Source organism: Novosphingobium capsulatum NBRC 12533, from assembly GCF_001598375.1.
Classification (GTDB): Bacteria; Pseudomonadota; Alphaproteobacteria; order Sphingomonadales; family Sphingomonadaceae; genus Novosphingobium; species Novosphingobium capsulatum.
Genome location: NZ_BCYV01000011.1, coordinates 151,069 through 167,947 on the forward strand (window position 1 = coordinate 151,069; position 16,879 = coordinate 167,947).

Here is a 16,879-nt window from a genome sequence, read left to right on the forward strand (position 1 = left end):
TCAGGCCAGCGCTTCCTCGTTCAGGCGAATGGCATCGAGCGCGTCCTCGATGATCACGCGCATGCGGGCTTGCGCGGTCTGCCCATCGCGCGCCAGGATCGCCTCCATCACCGCCTCGTGCGCGGCAAGATCGGCGCTGCGCCCGACAATGCGGTTGGTATAGCGGATCGAGGTCTTGAGCGCGGTGGACACCACATCGCGGAACTGGCCGAAGAAGGGATTGCCCGACGCCTTGAGAATGGCGACGTGGAAGGCAACGTCGGCTTCCAGCACATCGTCCTGCCCGGCATCGGCGGCGCGCATGCGGGCAAAGCCGGCACGGATCAGCGCCAGGCCATCCTCGGTCGCCTCGCGCGCGGCGAGCGCCGCCGCAGCCGGCTCGATCGCTACGCGCAGCTGGCCGAAATGGGTGAGCAGGTCGATCGAAAAGCGGCGTTCCAGCATCCAGCGCAGCACATCGGGATCGAACAGGTTCCACTGGCTGTCGGGCTGGATGATCGTGCCCTGGCGCGGGCGCGCGCTGACCAGGCCCTTGGCCGTCAGCATCTTGACCGCCTCACGCGTGACAGAGCGGCTGACGCCGTGCGCGTCGGACAGTTCCGCCTCGGTCGGAAACGGCCGATCGGCATAGGCGCCGCCCACGATCAGCAGGCCCAGCCGATCGAGCAGACCGTAGGTGAGATTGCGGCCGAGCGCGTCGCGTGCTTCGAGCGGTTGGAATGCCACGGATATCCCTTCACGATGGGGTGCTTTTTTAATCATATAAATAGACGCGGATCAGGATTGGCAAGGCCAAATCCCGCGCAAACGACCAGAGAGGGCGGGAAATGAGCCTATCGACACTCGATGCCACCGTGGTGGCGGCCTATGCCGTGTTCATCTTCGCGCTGGCCCAATGGGTCAGCCGCAAGAAGGCCGGGCACGAAACCGACACGACCGACTACTTCCTTGCGTCCAAATCGCTGCCGTGGTGGGCGATCGGCGCCTCGCTGATCGCGGCCAATATCTCGGCCGAACAGATCGTCGGCATGGCTGGGTCGGGCTATGCGATCGGCCTGGCCATCGCCTCGTACGAATGGATGGCGGCAGCCACGCTGTTGCTGGTGGCCAAGTATTTCCTGCCGATCTTCCTGGCGAACGGCATCTATACCATGCCGCAGTTCCTGGAGCAGCGCTTTGGCCCGACGATCCGCACGGTCATGGCGGTGTTCTGGCTGGTGCTCTATGTCTTCGTGAACCTCACCTCGATCATCTGGCTCGGCTCGGTGGCGGTGATGCAGGTGGCCGGCGTCAACCAGGACGTGGCGCTGGCGGGGCTGGGCATCTTCGCGCTGCTCTATCAGCTGCGTGGCGGGCTCAAGGCCGTGGCGCTGACCGATATCGTGCAGGTGACGCTGCTGGTGCTGGGCGGGCTGGTGATCGCCTGGCTTACCCTGGGTCAGATCGGCCAGCTCTATGGCGACGGGCCGGGTATCCTCTCGGGCTTCAAGGCGCTGGTGCAGCAGGCGCCCGATCATTTCCACATGATCCTCTCGGCCAATGATCCGCACTACAAGGATTTGCCGGGCCTGTCGGTGATCATCGGCGGGATGTGGATCGCCAACCTGTCATACTGGGGATGCAACCAGTACATCATCCAGCGCGCGCTGGCCGCCAAGAGCCTGCCCGAAGCGCAGCGGGGCATGGTCTTTGCCGGTTTCCTCAAGCTGATCATGCCGATCATCATCGTGCTGCCCGGCATTGCCGCGGTGCTGCTGGCGCCCAACCTCGCTAAGCCCGACGAAGCCTATCCGGCGATGATGCGGATGTTGCCGCCGGGCCTGCTGGGGCTGGTGTTCGCCGCGCTGGTGGCCGCGATCATCGCGTCGACCGCCAGCAAGATCAACTCGATCGCCACGATCTTCACGCTCGATATCTATGCCCGCTTTGCCAAGGGGCCACAGAGCGAGAAGAAGCTGGTGACGGTGGGCCGCGTGGCGGCGGCCCTGGCGGTGGTGATCGCCATTCTCACCGCGCGGCCGCTGCTCGGCGGGCTCGACCAGGCGTTCCAGTACATCCAGGAGTTCTCGGGCTTCGTCACGCCGGGGATCACGGTGATCTTCCTGCTCGGCCTGTTCTGGCCGCGCGCGACAGAGGCGGGCGCGCTGACCGGCGCGGTAGCCTCGGTGCTGCTCAGCCTGGTGTTCCGCTTTGGCGGGATCGCTGCGCTCGAGGCAGTGCCGTTCATGAACCGCATGGCGATCATCTTCGTGATTTCGCTGCTCTTGGCCATGGGGGTTTCGCTCGCGCGCCCGCAGGTGCAACAAGGCGAGGGCATCCGCAAGGAAGCGCACCTGTTCCGCACCAGCGCCGGCTTCAACGCCGCCGCCGTGGCGATCCTGGCGATCCTGGTGGCCCTCTATGCCTATTGGTGGTGATTTGACCGTGAACGACCGTTTCCTTGCCATCGATTGGGGCACCACCAATCGCCGTGTCTATCTGCTCGATCGCGCGGGTAGCGTGTTGGAGACCTTTCGCGACGATCGCGGCGTGCTGGCGGTGGGGCCGGGCGGCTTTGCCGATGAAGTGGCCGCGATCCGCGCGCGGATGGGCGATTGGCCGGTGATTGCCGCCGGCATGGTCGGCTCGCAGCGGGGCTGGGCGGTGGTGCCCTATCTGCCATGCCCGGCGGGCGCGGTTCAGATTGCCGGCGCTCTGCATGCCGTCGACGATCGCACGTGGATCGTGCCGGGCCTGTCAGACCCGCGCGGCGATGTGATGCGTGGCGAGGAAGTGCAACTGCTCGGCGCCGTACACGCCGGGCTGGCGCCCGCCGACGCGCTGCTGTGCCAGCCCGGCACGCACTGCAAGTGGGCGCGCATGGCCGATGGCGCAGTGGCCAGCTTTTCCACCAGCATGACCGGCGAAATGTTTGCCCTGCTCAAGCAGCACAGCCTCTTGGCCGAGTTTCTCGGCGGCCCGGTGGCCGACGGCCCGGCGTTCCGCGCCGGGGTAGCAGCCAGCGCCGACCCGGCCTTGCTGACGGCGCTGTTCGGCGTGCGGGCAGCGGCCCTGCTGGGCCTGCGCGCGGTGGAAGACAGCGCCGCGCACGCCTCCGGCCTGCTCATCGGCAGCGATGTGCGCGGGGCAGGCGTGACCGCGGGCAGCGATGTCTATCTCCTTGCCGATCCGATGCTCGGCGCGCTTTACACCGCAGCCATTGCCCAATGCGGCGGCCGCGCCCACCTTGTTGACAGCCATGCCGCGTTCGTTGCCGGCATCGCCCAGATCTGGAGCCTTGTTCGTGACCGCTGACCACACCGCCGCCGATCGTTTCGCCCAGGCCGTGCGCCACTGCCCGCTCGTGGCGATCCTGCGCGGGGTGCGCCCGGACGAGATCGAGGCCATGGCCGACGTTCTGGTCGAGGCCGGCTTTGCCATGATCGAAGTGCCGCTCAATTCGCCCGATCCGCTGGTGTCGATCGAGAAGATCGCCCACCGCTATGGCAGCAACGCGCTGGTTGGGGCGGGCACCGTGCTCAATGTGGACCAGGTGGATGCGGTGCGCGATGCCGGCGGCACACTGGTGGTTTCGCCCAACGTCAACCCGGCGGTGATCGCGCGCAGCGTGGCGCACGACATGGTGTCGCTGCCCGGCTATGCCACGCCGACCGAAGCCTTTGCCGCGCTCGACGCCGGCGCCCACGGTCTCAAGCTGTTTCCCGCTGAGGCCGCCAGCCCCGCCGTGCTCAAGGCGCAACTGGCGGTGATCCCGCGCCATGTGCCGGTGCTGGCCGTGGGCGGCGTCACGCCGGAAAACCTGTCTGACTGGATGGCGGCGGGTGCGGCCGGTGGCGGCCTGGGCTCGGCGCTCTACAAGGCCGGGCGCAGCGCGGAAGACGTGGACAAGGCAGCCAAGGCCTTTGTGCGCGAAGTGCACCGCCTGATCGACTGAGCGATCCTCGGTCTTATCTGAACCAACTCGTCACCCCGGACTTGATCCGGGGTCCCGCTTTCTTTTGTTCCTTGCGCTTGGATCAAGAACAGCGGGACCCCGGGGCAAACCCGGGGTGACGATGGTTTGTGGATTGGGGTTGCTTACCACCCGCACAAAAAAACGGCAGCGCGGTGTGTGAACCGCGCTGCCGGCAAGGTGGAAACGACGCGTCTTAGAACTTGTAGCCGACCGTGGCAAACACTTGGCGCGGCGGAATGTATTCCACGCTGGTGGTGCCCGAACCATAAGGATCGGCGAACTTGTTGCTGACCCCGGCCTTGTCGGTGATGTTGGTGCCCGTGACCGAGAAGGTGAAGGGCGAGGCATCGGGCTGATACTGGATCATCAGGTTGCCGATGGTGTAGGACGGCACCGTGTCGAACTGCGGCACATTGAAGATGCGCGAGTTGAACTTGCCGCGATAGATCACTTCGCCGCGCAGCATCAGCTCGCCCGGGCCAACCGGCGCGGTATAGGTCGCGGCAAAGCTGCCCTGCACACCCGGCAGCTTGGGGATCTTCTTGCCGTTGGTATTGGTGGACGCGGCGATCACCGCGGCAATCACGCGCGGATCGTAATACCACCCGGCGGGATAACCCAGCGCAGCATAGGTCGTGGCGCGGATATCCTGCGCGGTCTGCTTGTCGATCGTGTAATAGTCGCCGTGGAACTTGCCTTCGGCCAGCGCGAGGGTACCGTCAAAGCGCAGTTGCTTGGTCGGCGCCCAGGTGGTTTCGAACTCCACGCCATAGGTCTGCGCGCGCGGAATGTTGGCCGTGCCGCCGGCAAAGGGCACCGGGTCTTCGGCAGTGAACTGGAAATCCTTGTACCAGTAGTAATAGCCCGCCACGTTGAGGCGCAGGGTCTTGTCGAAGAACTCGTTCTTCGAACCCACTTCGGCCGCCCAGACGGTTTCCTTGGCGTAGGTGCTCTTCACGAAGATCGAATTGCCCGCGAACGTGACGCCGCTGGGCTTGTAGCCCTTTGACCCGGTGACATAGAGCATGTTGGTGGGCGTGACCTGGTATTGCACGCTGACCTTGCCGGTCAGCGCATCGCTGGTGGCGATGCGTTCGGGCACGGTGGCGAAATACTGCACCGGCTGGGCCGAGATCTTGTCCCAGCTGTAGCGCGCGCCGGCGATCAGATCGAGTGTGTCGGTAGCGTGGAAGATCGCCTGGCCATACCCGGCCCACGAGGTGTGCTGATAGGGGCTGTCGGTCTGGAATGACACGGCCTGGCCGGTGGCCGGATCGGTGGAAAAGCCGCCGGTGGTGTATTCCATGATGTTCTGCAGCGCATGCTGGCGCAGGTAGAACCCGCCGACGACCCATTCGAGCGATTTGTTGGGCGTGGACGAGGCGGAAACTTCCTGCGTCCAGGTGCTGCTCATGTCCTGCCACTTGACGATGTTGTCGTGATAGTTGGCATAGATGAAGCGGTCGTTGTCGCCCGACTGGTTCTTGTTGAGATACTGGTAGGCCGTCACCGACTTGAGCACGACCTTGTCATCGATCGTCTGTGCGATCGAGAGATAGGCCATGCGCGTCTTTGTCACGTACTTGCCGCCGAAATCCTGGCTGACCACGCGGGGATCGGCATTGGGATCGGCGATGTAGGTGGTGCTGCCGGCGGCCGGATCGGTGCTGCACAGCAGGCACTTTTGCAGCGCCGCATTGTGGCTGGCATCAAACGACTGGGCCGAAAGCGTCACGCTGGTATCGGGGCTGGGCTGCCACAGCAGCGAGACGTGGCCGCCGATATTGTTGGCATCGTCGAGCGGATACTTGGCATAGCCGGGCACGCCAACGGCATAGCCATAGCCATCATGGCGCAGGTATTGCACCGTGCCGCGCAGGGCGAGCGTTTCGGCAATCGGCACGTTCAAGGTGCCCATGGCGCGCACATAGTTGTAGTTGCCATAGCTCAGCTGTGCTTCGCCGGTATATTCGCCGAGCACCGGCTTGCGCGTGATCACGTTGACCGCGCCGCCGGTGGACGTCTGGCCGAACACCGTGCCTTGCGGGCCGCGCAGCACTTCCACGTGATCCACATCGAGCAGATCCTGGTTCAGCGCGACGACGTGGGCGATATAGACCCCGTCGATATGAAACGCGACGCCGGGCTGCGAATTGGGGTTCTGCGCGGTTTCATAGCCGACGCCGCGAATGGCGATGACGCGTTCGTTGCCCTCGCTCTTGGTCACGGTGAGGCCGGGAACGAAGCCGTTGAGATCGGCAAGCTCGGTTGCGTTGCGCTGGCGCAGCGCGTCGGCCGAAACGGTGCTGATCGCGATCGGTGCGGTTTGCAGGTTCACTTCCCGCTTTTCACCGTTGACCACGATGGTGCCGAGCGGGCTGCCATCGGCGTCGACCATCGGATCGGCGGCCGGAGCAGGCGCCGTTTCGGCGGCGGGTGCGCTGGCCGCATCGGCGGCGCGGGCAGAGGTGGCGGCAAGCGCCAGGAGCGATGCAGTGGCAGTGAGCAGGACGGATGACGGGCGCATGGGTTTCCCCCCTCGAGAAATGCTTTTCATCGCTTTCAGACAGCCTCCCGGCTGTATGTTCTCCCTGAACCTGGCCTTCGTTATGGCCGGCCTTTTTGTCGTGCCCCAGCATCGGTGTTCAACCGCCCTGCGGTCTTGCGTGGCAACGCACGAATAGTTGACCGATCCGCGATGCAGCAAGCCCCATGTTGCGATGCAAGGCGCGCAAAGGACCGATGATGTCGGATGACGCGGGCGGTGCCGGTCCAAATCTCTTGCGCGCCAGGTCAAGACATGGCGCAGTGCATGATGGCACATGCGTTTTCGTCAGATGCTTTCGCGCCGCTGCAAAGGAACCAAGCCTTGTCCGTGATCACGCCTTCCGCCCCCGTGCTATCCCCCATCACCAGCCGCGCCGCCTGGCGTGGCGACCGGCTGAGCCAGGGACAGGACTGGGTCTTTGAACTGTCGGCTGCGCAGATTGCCGAACTGGAAACGCTGGGCGCGCGCTTCATGGCCGACGATCCCGATCTGCGCACGGTGCAGGCGCAGGACTATCCGCTGGTGGAAACTGCCCAGGCTTGCGAGGAATGGCGCCAAGAGGTCGATTTCGGCCGTGGTTTCGTGCTGGTGCGCGGGCTTCGCGCCGAACTCTATTCCGATGCGCTGTCGGCCGCGATCTATTACGTGCTGGGCCTGCACATGGGCGATCCCATCCGCCAGAACGAGATGGGCGACCTGATCGACCATGTCTATGCCACGTCTGACAAGACGATGGACGATCCCACCGCGCTTTCGTCCAAGGTGCGCGACAAGCTGGTCTATCATTCTGACAGTTCGGATATCGTCGCGCTGATGTGCCTGCGCGGGGCGCGTGAAGGGGGGCTTTCGTGCCTGGTTTCGGGCGCGGAAATCTACAACGAGATCCTGCGCCGCCGCCCCGATCTGGCGCCGCTGCTGTTCGAGCCGTTCCACTGGGACTGGCGCCGCCAGGATCACGAAGCCCCGGCCGATACCTATACCTCGCCGATCGTCAGCCTGAAGGATGGCGTGTTCAGCATGTATGCCGGCTCGCTCTATATCCTCACCGCGCAGGAATATCCCGGCGTGCCGCAGTTGACCGCCGACCAGATCGAGGTGCTGCGCCTGTTCGACGAGATCACCTATGAAGACGGCATGGCGATCGAGATGGATTTCCGGCCCGGCGATATCCAGTGGCTGTCGAACTATGCTGCGCTGCATGCCCGCACCACGTTCTGGGATTGGCCCGAACCGCAGCGCAAGCGCCACCTGCTGCGCCTGTGGCTGTCGAGCAAGGGCACGCGCCCGGTGGTCGAAGGCTTTGGCAAGAACGGCGTGGTGCAGCACCGTGCCGCCCCGCGCGATGGCGCGGCCGAACACCCCGATGCGCATTTCGATGTGCGCGGCATGGCAGTGCCGCGGCTGATTTCCTGAACCAATTTTTGGCGCACAAAAACAGCCCGGTGGAGCGATCCGCCGGGCTGTTTTGTTGGCAGGTCAGAGATCGAAAACCAGACAAACAGGCATTGCCTAACCGTCACCCCGGACTTGATCCGGGGTCCCGCTTCTTTTCTCGGCCTAAGACAGAAAAGCGGGATCCCGGGTCAAGCCCGGGATGACGGGGTCTCTATAGGTTTGGCACGGTGCAAGACCCCCGCCGCCACTGCCACTGGCACGCATGACGCGCCCAGCAGCCATATCGCGCCGGCATAGCTGCCGGTCCACTGCGCCAGTACCCCGGCCAGGCCCGGCCCTAACGCGGCAAGGCCGGCGAGCGTCCAGCACAGGGCGAGGCCGGCCGTGCCGGTTTCGTGCCCGAACCATTCCATAAGCAGTACCGTGACCGCCATGGCGACAAGGGCCGAGCCCACGCCGAACAGCGGCACAAAGCCCCAGTTGACCATCAGCGCACCGCCTTGAGCCAGGGCGCCCATGCCCAACGCCGTGGCCAACAGCGACAGCGCCAGCAACCGCACCGCGCGGACATGGCGCAGGGCAAAGCCGGCAAGGCCCGTGCCCAGCGCGCCAAGCAGGCCTTGCAGCGCGAGCACCCGCGCCACGGCGCCCGCGTTCCATCCCAGCGCCGGGGAAAGATGCGCCGGCGCAACGCTGAGCGCGGTCATGATCACGGCTTGCGAAAGGACCATTGTACTGGCGAGCACGGCAAAGCGCAGGCCCAGCAACGGTCGCCACCAGCCAGCCGCGCGCGGCGCGTCGGGCAAGGCAGGCGCCGGCGGATCGCGCAGCACGGCGAGCAGCAGCAGTGCCAGGGCCAGCGCCAGGCCGCAAGTGCCACGCCAATAGCCCAGGCCATCGGCGATCAGGGCCTGGCCCAGCGCCGGCCCGGCGGCATTGCCCAGCGCGCCGATCATGAGATAGAGGCCCAGCACGCGATTGGTGCGCGGGCCCGACCAGCCCGCGATCATCGCATAGGCCGGGGTATTGGCGAGCAGGGAAAAGCCCGCGCCCACCAGCGCCATGGCCGGCAGCAGCAGGGCAAGGCCGCTGGCAAGGCCCGCCAGCGCAAGGCCGGCGGCCATGACCAGCGCGCCGCCGGTCATCGTCAGGCGCCCGCCGATCCGCGTGATCAGCCACACCGGCAGAGTGGCCCCGGCGCTGGCCCCCACGATCACCGTGGTAAAGGCTGCGCCCAGCGCGGCCGGCCCCAGGTGCAGGGCCTGGCCCGTGGCAAACAGCGCCAGCCCCATGCCGGCAAAGACGATGCCCTGGCCCAGGAACAGCGCCAGCGATACGGCCAGCGCCACCACGCCTTCACGCGCGGTGAAGGCGTGGTGGCCGGCGCTCATTCCGGCTTTTCGCCCAGGATCTGCACGCGATAGCCCGAGCGGACCTGCGGGAAATAGTCCCAGATCGCCGAATGCTGCGCACAGCGGTTGTCCCAGAAGGCGATCGAATGCGGCTGCCAGCGAAAGCGGCACTGGAACATCGGATGTTGCACGTGTTCATAGAGATAGGTCAGTATCGCGCGGCTCTCGATCGCGGGCACGCCCTCGATATGGGTGGTGAAGCCACGGTTCACATAGATGCACTTCTTGCCCGTCACCGGGTGGGTGCGGATCACCGGATGGCTGTGGCGCGGCAGCTTCATGCCTTCAGGCGTGATCCCGCCAAAGCCGACCACGGCATCGTGCACGGCGGTCAGCCCAGAAAGATAGGCCTTCATCCGGTCAGACAGCGCCTCATAGGCGGCATACATATTGGAAAACACCGTATCGCCGCCGACGGGCGGCATGGTGTGGAGATAGAGGATCGAGCCCATCGGCGGCGCTTCGTCGCAGCTCATGTCGGAATGCCAGTCTTCGCCGGCCACGAACGTGCTGTTTTCATCGGCGTGGATGATGGTCACTTCGGGGTGGCCGGGAACCTGCCAGGGCGCGGTGCTGGGCGCGATGTGCACGCCGCCGAAATAGTTGGCCAGGCGGATATGGTCTTCGTGGCCGATCGGCTGATCGCGGAAGAACAACACCAGCCGATCGGCCATGGCGGCTTTCAGCTCGGCCACCTGCGCGTCGGGCAGGGGCTGGGTCAGATCGAGGCCAAACACTTCCCCGCCGATCGCCGGGGTCACATTACGTACCGTTATCGTTTCATAGGCCATGGGGATGCTTGCCTTTGTCAAAGGATCGGCCAGGCCATGCGCAGGGGCAGGCCCGACCTGGAAACCAGCGCTTGCGCGGCGTCTTTCGCCTGCGCGAGCAGTTGTTCTTCATCAATGGTGGTGCAGCGCCCAGCGTCGACCACGCGGCGGCCATCGACCCACACGCTGTGCACGCCGCGCCCATCGGCAGACCACACCAGTTGTTGCACCGGGTTGTGCAGCGGCATCCATTCCGGGCGGCGGGTATCGTGCAGCACCAGGTCTGCCCGTGCGCCCACGGCCAGCGTGCCCACCTGCCCTTCCAGGCCCATGGCGCGCGCGCCGTTGACGGTGAGCATTTCCAGCGCGCTTTCGGCCGGGAACAGCGCAGTGTCGCCGCGCGCATCCTTCCACAGGCCGGCCATCAGGCGGGCAGAGGGCATCAGATCATGCCGATCGCCGCCATCGGTGCCGATCGCGATGTTGACGCCAGCGGCGGCCATTTCGGGAAACAGCCCGCGCGTGGTGGCCTGATAGCCGCCTTTGAGCGAGGCTTCGGGGCAATGCACCACATGCGTGCCGCTTTGTGCCAGCAGGGCCACTTCGCGTTCGTCGACATGCACCATGTGGACCAGCGCCAGGTGATCGCCCAACACGCCAAGGTCTGCCAGCCATTCCACCGGGCGCTTGCCGGTGTTGGCCAGATACCATTCCGGGTCACCGGCGGCGGGCGCCATGTGCGCGCAAATGCGCAGGTTTTTCTCGCGCGCGATGGCCGTGGCCGCCTGCCACAGCTCGGCAGTATTGGTCATGTGCCCGACCAGCAGCGGCCAGGCGGCGATCAGGCGTCCGTCATCGGGCCAGGCAGCCAGATCGGCGCCAAACGCGTCGAGCGCGGCCTGGGTCAGCGCGGCCTGGTCCTCGCCAGGAGCAAACGCCCGGTCCATGCACCAGCGGCCGATGCGTCCGCGAATGCCTGTGCCCTCCAGCGCCTGGGCCACGGCCTCGAACGCGATCAGCGTGCCGGCTTCGAGGAACGTGGTCGTGCCGGTCTTGAGCATGGCCAGCACTGCCAGCCGCGCCGCAATGGCCTGCTCATGCGGGGTATGTCCCTGGTAGAGCGGGATCACCCATTGGTTGAGCCCTTCGTCAAAGGGCAGCGCCTCGGGCAGGAAATTGCGGATCAGGGTTTCGGTCAGATGCACGTGCGCATTGACGAAGCCGGGCGTGGCAACAAAACCGCGCGCATCGATCACCTCGCGCGGCGCAACCATGCCGGCCACCTCTGCGCTTGGCCCCACCGCCACGATGCGGCCCTGTGCCATGGCAACCGCGCCATCGCGGATCACGCGGCGCTGCGCATCCATCGTCACCAGCATCGCGCCGGTGACCAAGGTATCGACCGCCTGCATCCTAGCCGAACCGGAAGGCAGAGATATCGGCCATCATCACGTTGTCGGTAAAATCGCGCTGGCCCGGCGCATCGGCGGCGGCACCTGCTGCCACCATCAGCGGGATCAGGTGTTCTTCGCGCGGGTGGCTTTGCCGGCCGGCCGGCGCGCTGGCCCAATGGCGCAAGGCTTGCCAGCGCTGTTCGGGCGGACTTTCGATCGCCTGGGTAAGCCAGGCATCGAACGTGGCCGAAGGCTGCGTGGCGGCGGGCGAAAAGAACGCGCGCATGTTGTGGAAGCTCATGCCCGAACCCACGATCAGCACGCCCTCGTCGCGCAGCGCAGCAAGGGCGCGGCCACAGCGCAGGTGCTCTTCAGGATCGAGGTCGCGCTTGAGCGAGAGCGGCACCACCGGAATATCCGCCTCGGGCGTGACCAGCAGGAACGGGATGAACACCCCGTGGTCGAACCCGCGCGTGGCATCGGTGCGTGCCGGCAGCCCTTCGGCCTCGATCAGCGCGACAATCCGCTCGGCAAGCGCAGGTGCACCCGGCGCGGGAAACTTCAGTTCATAGGTGTGCGGCGGAAAGCCATAGTAATCATAGATCATGCCCGGCGCGGGCGCGGAAGCGACGGTAAACGCGTCTTCCTCCCAATGCCCGGATATCACCACGATGCCCTTGGGTTTTTCCGGCAGGCTGGCGATCAGGCCCTTGAGATAGCCGGCGGTCTTGTCCCAGGCGTCGGCCGGCCCACCCATCGCGCGCCAGTCCATGAAAAAGCAGGGGCCGCCGCCATGGGGAATGAACAGGCTGGGCATCCGGGTGGCGGAATCGGGCATGAGGTCGCTTGGCTCCTTGCGCATCGGCAGTATCGTGGCATCGTCGTTCCGGGCTTTGCCCCGAAAGGTCCGCTCGGTGATGGCACGGTCATCGGCCCCGACCTAGCGGGGCAGGGGTTCCCCGTCTTGACGGCCCGCGCAAGCAATTTTGCAAGGCGCGGCTGTTCGGTGGCCAAGTGCCTGTAAAGCGGCACTTGCTGGCGCCATCAAATTGATGGCTGACGCCCTCGTTGTTGCGAGCGAGCCTCCATGCTTGGCAAGCGCGCCAGCGTGGGGTCTGATAGCTGCGCCACTCACTATCCGGGACTCGCCGCGCACCATGCCTTCTGCGCCCAGCTATCAGGCGGCCAAGGTCGCCATCGCCGCCACCATCGCCAACACCTTGTGCATGACCGCGGCGATTTCCGCCACGATCGGCGTGTTCCTGGTGCCGATCGCGCAGGATTTCGGCTGGCCGCGTGCCGGTGTTTCGGGCGTGCTCGGGCTGATTTCGGTGATCAGCGCGATCAGCTATCCGCTGATCGGCCGGGCGATGGACCGGTTTGGCGCACGCTGGCTTCTGCTGACGGGCAATCTCGGGCTGGCGGTGGGCATCCTGCTGGTGTCGCGCGCCGATGGCACGATGCTCGATTTCTACTGGCGGTTTGCCGTGGTCGGGCTGTTCGGCACGATGGCGGCCACAGGCATGGTCAGCAAGGTGGTGTCGAACTGGTTCGATGCGCGGCGCGGGCTGATGCTGGGGGTTACCGCGGGCGTGGGCAATGGCCTGGGCGCCACGATCATGCCGATCGTGGCCGGCGTGGTCCTGTCCAGCCACGGCTGGCGCATGGGCTATGTCGTGATCGGGCTGATCGTGGCGCTGGCCGCGCCGTTCATCGCGCTGTGGATGCGCGATGCGCCACCCGCTGCGGCCGGTGATAGCCATGCCATGTCCCCGCTCGCCAGCGGCATGAGCCTGGGCCAGGCCGCGCGCACCGGTGCATTCTGGCTAATGCTGGTGGCCGTGGCGGCCGGCGCTGGCGGGATGACCGCGATGTTCACCCATGTCGTGCCGATCCTCATGGGCCATGGCGTGTCGCTGGCGCAGGCCACCGGCGTGGTAGTGGTCTTTGCCCTGGTCACGGCGGGCTGGCAGGTAGTGACCGGCGGCCTGCTCGATCGCTTTCGCACCCCGCGCCTGATCCTGCCGATGTATGCCAGCGCCATGGCCGGCATGCTGATCCTGCAGTTTTCCACCGGCAGCCTGGCGATCATCACCGCCGGCGCGTTGCTCGGCATCGGCATGGGGGCGGAATATGCCGCGCTGTCGTATTTCGTGTCGCGCTATTTCGGGCTGCGCCACTTCGGCACGATCGTCGGTGCATTCTATGCTGTCGTTGCGTTCATCCAGGGCGTGGCGCCGATGCTGATGGACATGAGCTTTGACCGCAGCGGCACTTATGTCGTGGCGACGCTCGCCATCGTCGGTGCATTGGCACTGGGCATGGTTCTGCTGGCGCTCTTGCCGCACCCCGACCGCTTTGCTGCCAGCGCGCCAGACGCGCGCCCGGCCGCAGACAGCGCCACGGGCGATCTGGTGCTCGCCTGATGGCAGTCGTCGTTTTCGGATCGATCAACCGCGATCTGGTCATGCGCGTGCCGCACCTGCCGCTTGCCGGGGAAACGGTTGCGGCCACCAGCTATGACCTGCTGCCCGGTGGCAAGGGTGCCAACCAGGCAGTCGCCGCCGCGCGCCAGGGCGTGCCCACGGTGATGCTGGGCGCGGTGGGCGATGATGCCCATGGCGTGGCGATGCTCGATGCCCTGGCTCAGGCCGGCGTGGGCACCGGCGCGGTGGCGCGGCTGCCTGGCCCAACCGGGCTTGCGCATGTCTTCGTGTCTGACGCGGGCGAGAACCAGATCGTGATCGTGGCGGGCGCCAATGCCGCGCTTCCTGCCCCGTCAGACTTTCCCGCCGGTGCTGCCCTGGCCGTGGCCCAGGCCGAAGTGCCGGCTGAGGCCGTGGCCCGCTTTCTGACCCTGGCGCGCGAGGCTGGCGCACGCACGCTCTACAATGCCGCGCCGGCCACGGCCGAAGGGCGCGCGATCCTGCCGCTGGCCGATATCCTGGTGGTTAATGAAACCGAACTGGCGTTCTTCCTGGGGGAGGACGTGCCGGAGGGAGACATCGCCCTGGCGGGGGCCGCGCGCCGGCTGATGGCGCGCGCGGGGCAGTGGGTGATCGTCACGCTGGGCGGGGCCGGCGTGCTGGCCGAAGGGCCGAACGGCACGATCCGCCTGCCTGCGCGGGCCGTGCCGGTGGTGGATACGACCGGCGCGGGTGATACCTTCTGTGGCGTGCTGGCCGCGCGGCTGGCGGAAGGTGAAACCATGGCCCACGCGCTGACTGTGGCGGTGGTTGCGGCCGGAATCTCGGTGCAGCGCCTGGGTGCTGCCGCCTCGATGCCCACGCGGGCAGAGGTGGACGAGGGCCTGGCCGGATAGGGCGCGCAAGGGCGGGGCTTCGACAAGCTCAGCCCGAACGGTGGTCAGGAATTGGCTCTCCCCATTCGCCCTGAGCCTGTCGAAGGGCGTTGGCACGTCACCCAAATCCACGCGCGAAAAGCGCCGGAAAGCCAAGGCTCTCCGGCGCTTCCTGTGCGACCCTCGGCAGGGCTTACTGTGGGTCTTTGGCCACGCCCTTGGCGGGGAACATGTCGCGGTTGATCCGCGCGTGCACGCCCAGCGTGCCGTCCACCACCTGGGTCACGCCGAAATCGGCGGCCACGCTCATCAGCGAATAGGCATCGTTCTTCGACAGGCCGACCTGTTCGCTCAGCAGGTGGAGCATGTCGAGCGAGGCATTCTTCATCGCCGCATCCAGGTCTTCGCCAAAGCCGTGGACGATCCAGTGCTTGGGCGTTTCCAGCAGCGGCGAGGGGAAATCGAAATCCTTGCGCAGGATGATCTGGAACAGGCAGTTGAGCGAGCTTTCGATCGCCGTGCCGGAAATCTCGCCATCGCCCTGGCTGACATGCGGATCGCCGATGGAAAAGAGGCCGCCCTTGACCTGGCACTTGTAATACATCGTTGCGCCGGCGCCGATGCGCCAGTTGTCGATATTGCCGCCATGCAGGCCGGGGGGAATCGTGCTGACCGGCTCGTTCACCGCCGGGGCCACGCCGGCCGTGCCCAGGTGCGGGCGGGCCGGGATGGTCACACCCGGCAGGGCGGGCTGGCGATCGCACACCGGGCAGTTGGTGATCGTGCCAGGCACCAGGTACTTCCCCGGAAAATCATAGGCATAGAGCGCGCTGGCGGTTTGCGTGGTGGGATCGAGTTGGTAGATCGTCACCCGCTCCTTTTCGTCGAACTCCTGATAGAGGTGGCCCCAGTTGGCCGCGAGGTTGGAGCCATAGTTGTTGCGCGGCACCATCTGGAGATAGCGCACCTCCAGCATGTCGCCCGGCTCGGCGTCTTCGACATAGATCGGCCCGGTCATGATGTGCACGCCCGGCGCGCGGGTGGTGGGATCGATCTGGGTGAAGATCTGCTCCACGCCTTCGTCGAACATCAGTTCGGGCGCATCGCCGGCATGGTGGGTGATCGCTTCGGCATGCACCAGATCGCCGCTCTTGATCGTCAGGGCGGGCTTGATCGTGGGCGAGAAATAGCCCCAGTGCACGGTCTCGGGCGTGGCTTTCAGATAGTGCAGGGCGCCGGGCGCCGTAGCCGTCCGCTGCTGACCGTGGGTGCAGACCAAACTCATGCGTGTGCCTCGTTTCGATGGGTATCAGGACGCCTTGGTTGTCGGGCCAATGCTGCGCTGCGGTCTTGTTTGCGCGCGCCCTATGACTTGGCCGCGCCGCGCACGGATCAACAATCGGTGCGCCCAGGTCCAAGCCGGGCGGGGCCGCGCCTTGCCACAAGGTGGCTATTGACCCTGCTGGCCAAGGAAAGGCGCTGCCAATGCCCAACACCCTGATTTTCGTCGATATGCCTGCCGATGACCCGGCCGCCGCAGCCCGATTCTATGCCGAGGTGTTCGGCTGGCAGAACGATGAAAAGCCGGCCGGGGTCTATCACCGCATGGTGCCGGGCGGGCAGTTCAAGAACCCCGACGGCAGCGACAGCGCGATCGGCAACTTGCACCTGGGCATCTTTGCCGCAGCCAATGCCCGGCCGCACCCAGAACCGGCCGGCGTGGCCCCGCGCGATCTGGCGAGCGACGGGCGCAAGCCGCGCATCTGGATCCTGATCAGCGACGATGACAGTGCCGATCGCATCTTGGCCGCGGCGGAGGAACGCGGCGCCACGATCCTGTGGCGCAATCACTATTGGTCCACTTTCAACGGCTATAACCATGCCTTCCAGGATCCGTGGGGCAACGAAATCCTGCTGTGGGGCAAGGCCGGGGCCGATCCGCAGGTGCCGGCAGACTTCACCCGCGAGTGATGCCGGTGGCGGGGGACGCAAATCCCCCGCCAATTGTGTTCTTCATTATTGTTGCGGCGCAGCATGGCTTGGCGCAGACTGCGCAGCACCACATGCTCAACAATTCGTGCTGCCCGGCTCAAGACCAGCGGCC

The 16,879-nt window shown here is 65.9% G+C and carries 14 protein-coding genes; 7 read left to right on the forward strand and 7 right to left on the reverse strand.

The genetic code is table 11. The features are described from left to right. The gene (locus tag SCA01S_RS10895) at positions 1-762 is read right to left on the reverse strand and encodes a FadR/GntR family transcriptional regulator (protein ID WP_171794658.1); all 762 of its coding nucleotides are present in this window, start codon (positions 760-762) and stop codon (positions 1-3) included. 65 nt (positions 763-827) lie between these two features. Here SCA01S_RS10895 and SCA01S_RS10900 point away from each other — a divergent pair, with 65 nt between their 5' ends. The 3 genes from SCA01S_RS10900 to SCA01S_RS10910 are packed head-to-tail and all read left to right on the forward strand — an operon-like array spanning position 828 to position 3,934. Beyond that, a complete protein-coding gene (locus SCA01S_RS10900; RefSeq protein ID WP_062785447.1) occupies positions 828-2,417 on the forward strand; it encodes a sodium/sugar symporter in 1,590 nt (529 codons plus the stop codon). After that, on the forward strand, positions 2,401-3,294 hold the full coding sequence (locus tag SCA01S_RS10905; RefSeq protein WP_157088945.1) for a 2-dehydro-3-deoxygalactonokinase: 894 nt from the start codon (positions 2,401-2,403) through the stop codon (positions 3,292-3,294). The genes SCA01S_RS10900 and SCA01S_RS10905 overlap by 17 nt, the downstream gene beginning before the upstream one ends. Continuing rightward, a complete protein-coding gene (locus tag SCA01S_RS10910) occupies positions 3,284-3,934 on the forward strand; it encodes a 2-dehydro-3-deoxy-6-phosphogalactonate aldolase (RefSeq protein ID WP_062785451.1) in 651 nt (216 codons plus the stop codon). The genes SCA01S_RS10905 and SCA01S_RS10910 overlap by 11 nt, the downstream gene beginning before the upstream one ends. 214 nt (positions 3,935-4,148) lie before the next feature. On the opposite strand, the gene SCA01S_RS10915 is transcribed toward SCA01S_RS10910, so the two are convergent. Next, complete coding sequence (locus SCA01S_RS10915; protein WP_062785453.1) at positions 4,149-6,482, reverse strand: TonB-dependent receptor; 2,334 nt, start codon at positions 6,480-6,482, stop codon at positions 4,149-4,151. 348 nt (positions 6,483-6,830) lie between these two features. Between SCA01S_RS10915 and SCA01S_RS10920 the strand changes: the two genes are divergently transcribed. Beyond that, positions 6,831-7,916 (forward strand): TauD/TfdA family dioxygenase, encoded by a 1,086-nt coding sequence (locus tag SCA01S_RS10920; RefSeq protein ID WP_245652520.1) that lies wholly within the window; start codon positions 6,831-6,833, stop codon positions 7,914-7,916. 170 nt (positions 7,917-8,086) lie between these two features. On the opposite strand, the gene SCA01S_RS10925 is transcribed toward SCA01S_RS10920, so the two are convergent. From SCA01S_RS10925 to SCA01S_RS10940, 4 genes are read right to left on the reverse strand one after another with little or no spacing between them, the layout of a single operon-like run. Beyond that, positions 8,087-9,289: an MFS transporter gene (locus SCA01S_RS10925; protein WP_062785455.1), complete on the reverse strand. Its 1,203-nt coding sequence runs from the start codon at positions 9,287-9,289 to the stop codon at positions 8,087-8,089. After that, positions 9,286-10,101 (reverse strand): TauD/TfdA dioxygenase family protein, encoded by an 816-nt coding sequence (locus SCA01S_RS10930; RefSeq protein WP_062785457.1) that lies wholly within the window; start codon positions 10,099-10,101, stop codon positions 9,286-9,288. Before SCA01S_RS10930 ends, SCA01S_RS10925 begins: the two co-directional genes overlap by 4 nt. A gap of 17 nt (positions 10,102-10,118) precedes the next feature. Further along, on the reverse strand, positions 10,119-11,492 hold the full coding sequence (locus tag SCA01S_RS10935) for an amidohydrolase family protein (protein ID WP_062785459.1): 1,374 nt from the start codon (positions 11,490-11,492) through the stop codon (positions 10,119-10,121). Between the two features lies 1 nt (position 11,493). Continuing rightward, positions 11,494-12,312 (reverse strand): DODA-type extradiol aromatic ring-opening family dioxygenase, encoded by an 819-nt coding sequence (locus SCA01S_RS10940; RefSeq protein WP_062785657.1) that lies wholly within the window; start codon positions 12,310-12,312, stop codon positions 11,494-11,496. Between the two features lie 319 nt (positions 12,313-12,631). On the opposite strand from SCA01S_RS10940, the gene SCA01S_RS10945 reads away from it, so the two are divergent. Both SCA01S_RS10945 and SCA01S_RS10950 read left to right on the forward strand, forming a co-directional pair. Continuing rightward, positions 12,632-13,900 carry an MFS transporter gene (locus SCA01S_RS10945; RefSeq protein WP_062785461.1) on the forward strand — a complete coding sequence of 423 codons (1,269 nt, stop codon included), beginning with the start codon at positions 12,632-12,634 and terminating at the stop codon, positions 13,898-13,900. Next, positions 13,900-14,796 carry a ribokinase gene (locus SCA01S_RS10950; protein ID WP_062785463.1) on the forward strand — a complete coding sequence of 299 codons (897 nt, stop codon included), beginning with the start codon at positions 13,900-13,902 and terminating at the stop codon, positions 14,794-14,796. Before SCA01S_RS10945 ends, SCA01S_RS10950 begins: the two co-directional genes overlap by 1 nt. Before the next feature lie 172 nt (positions 14,797-14,968). Here SCA01S_RS10950 and SCA01S_RS10955 read toward each other — a convergent pair whose 3' ends face one another. Beyond that, complete coding sequence (locus SCA01S_RS10955; protein ID WP_062785465.1) at positions 14,969-16,060, reverse strand: acetamidase/formamidase family protein; 1,092 nt, start codon at positions 16,058-16,060, stop codon at positions 14,969-14,971. A gap of 200 nt (positions 16,061-16,260) precedes the next feature. On the opposite strand from SCA01S_RS10955, the gene SCA01S_RS10960 reads away from it, so the two are divergent. After that, complete coding sequence (locus SCA01S_RS10960) at positions 16,261-16,746, forward strand: VOC family protein (RefSeq protein ID WP_022676434.1); 486 nt, start codon at positions 16,261-16,263, stop codon at positions 16,744-16,746. The last annotated feature ends 133 nt before the right edge of the window (positions 16,747-16,879 follow it).

What these genes read in the sequence shown, in the direction of transcription:
- SCA01S_RS10930 (WP_062785457.1), bottom strand. Translation starts at nt 10,101, where the DNA reads ATGGCCTATGAAACGATAACGGTACGTAATGTGACCCCGGCGATCGGC.
- SCA01S_RS10940 (WP_062785657.1), bottom strand. Translation starts at nt 12,312, where the DNA reads ATGCCCGATTCCGCCACCCGGATGCCCAGCCTGTTCATTCCCCATGGC.
- SCA01S_RS10915 (WP_062785453.1), bottom strand. Translation starts at nt 6,482, where the DNA reads ATGCGCCCGTCATCCGTCCTGCTCACTGCCACTGCATCGCTCCTGGCG.
- SCA01S_RS10955 (WP_062785465.1), bottom strand. Translation starts at nt 16,060, where the DNA reads ATGAGTTTGGTCTGCACCCACGGTCAGCAGCGGACGGCTACGGCGCCC.
- SCA01S_RS10960 (WP_022676434.1), top strand. Translation starts at nt 16,261, where the DNA reads ATGCCCAACACCCTGATTTTCGTCGATATGCCTGCCGATGACCCGGCC.
- SCA01S_RS10935 (WP_062785459.1), bottom strand. Translation starts at nt 11,492, where the DNA reads ATGCAGGCGGTCGATACCTTGGTCACCGGCGCGATGCTGGTGACGATG.
- SCA01S_RS10950 (WP_062785463.1), top strand. Translation starts at nt 13,900, where the DNA reads ATGGCAGTCGTCGTTTTCGGATCGATCAACCGCGATCTGGTCATGCGC.
- SCA01S_RS10895 (WP_171794658.1), bottom strand. Translation starts at nt 762, where the DNA reads ATGATTAAAAAAGCACCCCATCGTGAAGGGATATCCGTGGCATTCCAA.
- SCA01S_RS10925 (WP_062785455.1), bottom strand. Translation starts at nt 9,289, where the DNA reads ATGAGCGCCGGCCACCACGCCTTCACCGCGCGTGAAGGCGTGGTGGCG.
- SCA01S_RS10905 (WP_157088945.1), top strand. Translation starts at nt 2,401, where the DNA reads ATGCCTATTGGTGGTGATTTGACCGTGAACGACCGTTTCCTTGCCATC.
- SCA01S_RS10900 (WP_062785447.1), top strand. Translation starts at nt 828, where the DNA reads ATGAGCCTATCGACACTCGATGCCACCGTGGTGGCGGCCTATGCCGTG.
- SCA01S_RS10945 (WP_062785461.1), top strand. Translation starts at nt 12,632, where the DNA reads ATGCCTTCTGCGCCCAGCTATCAGGCGGCCAAGGTCGCCATCGCCGCC.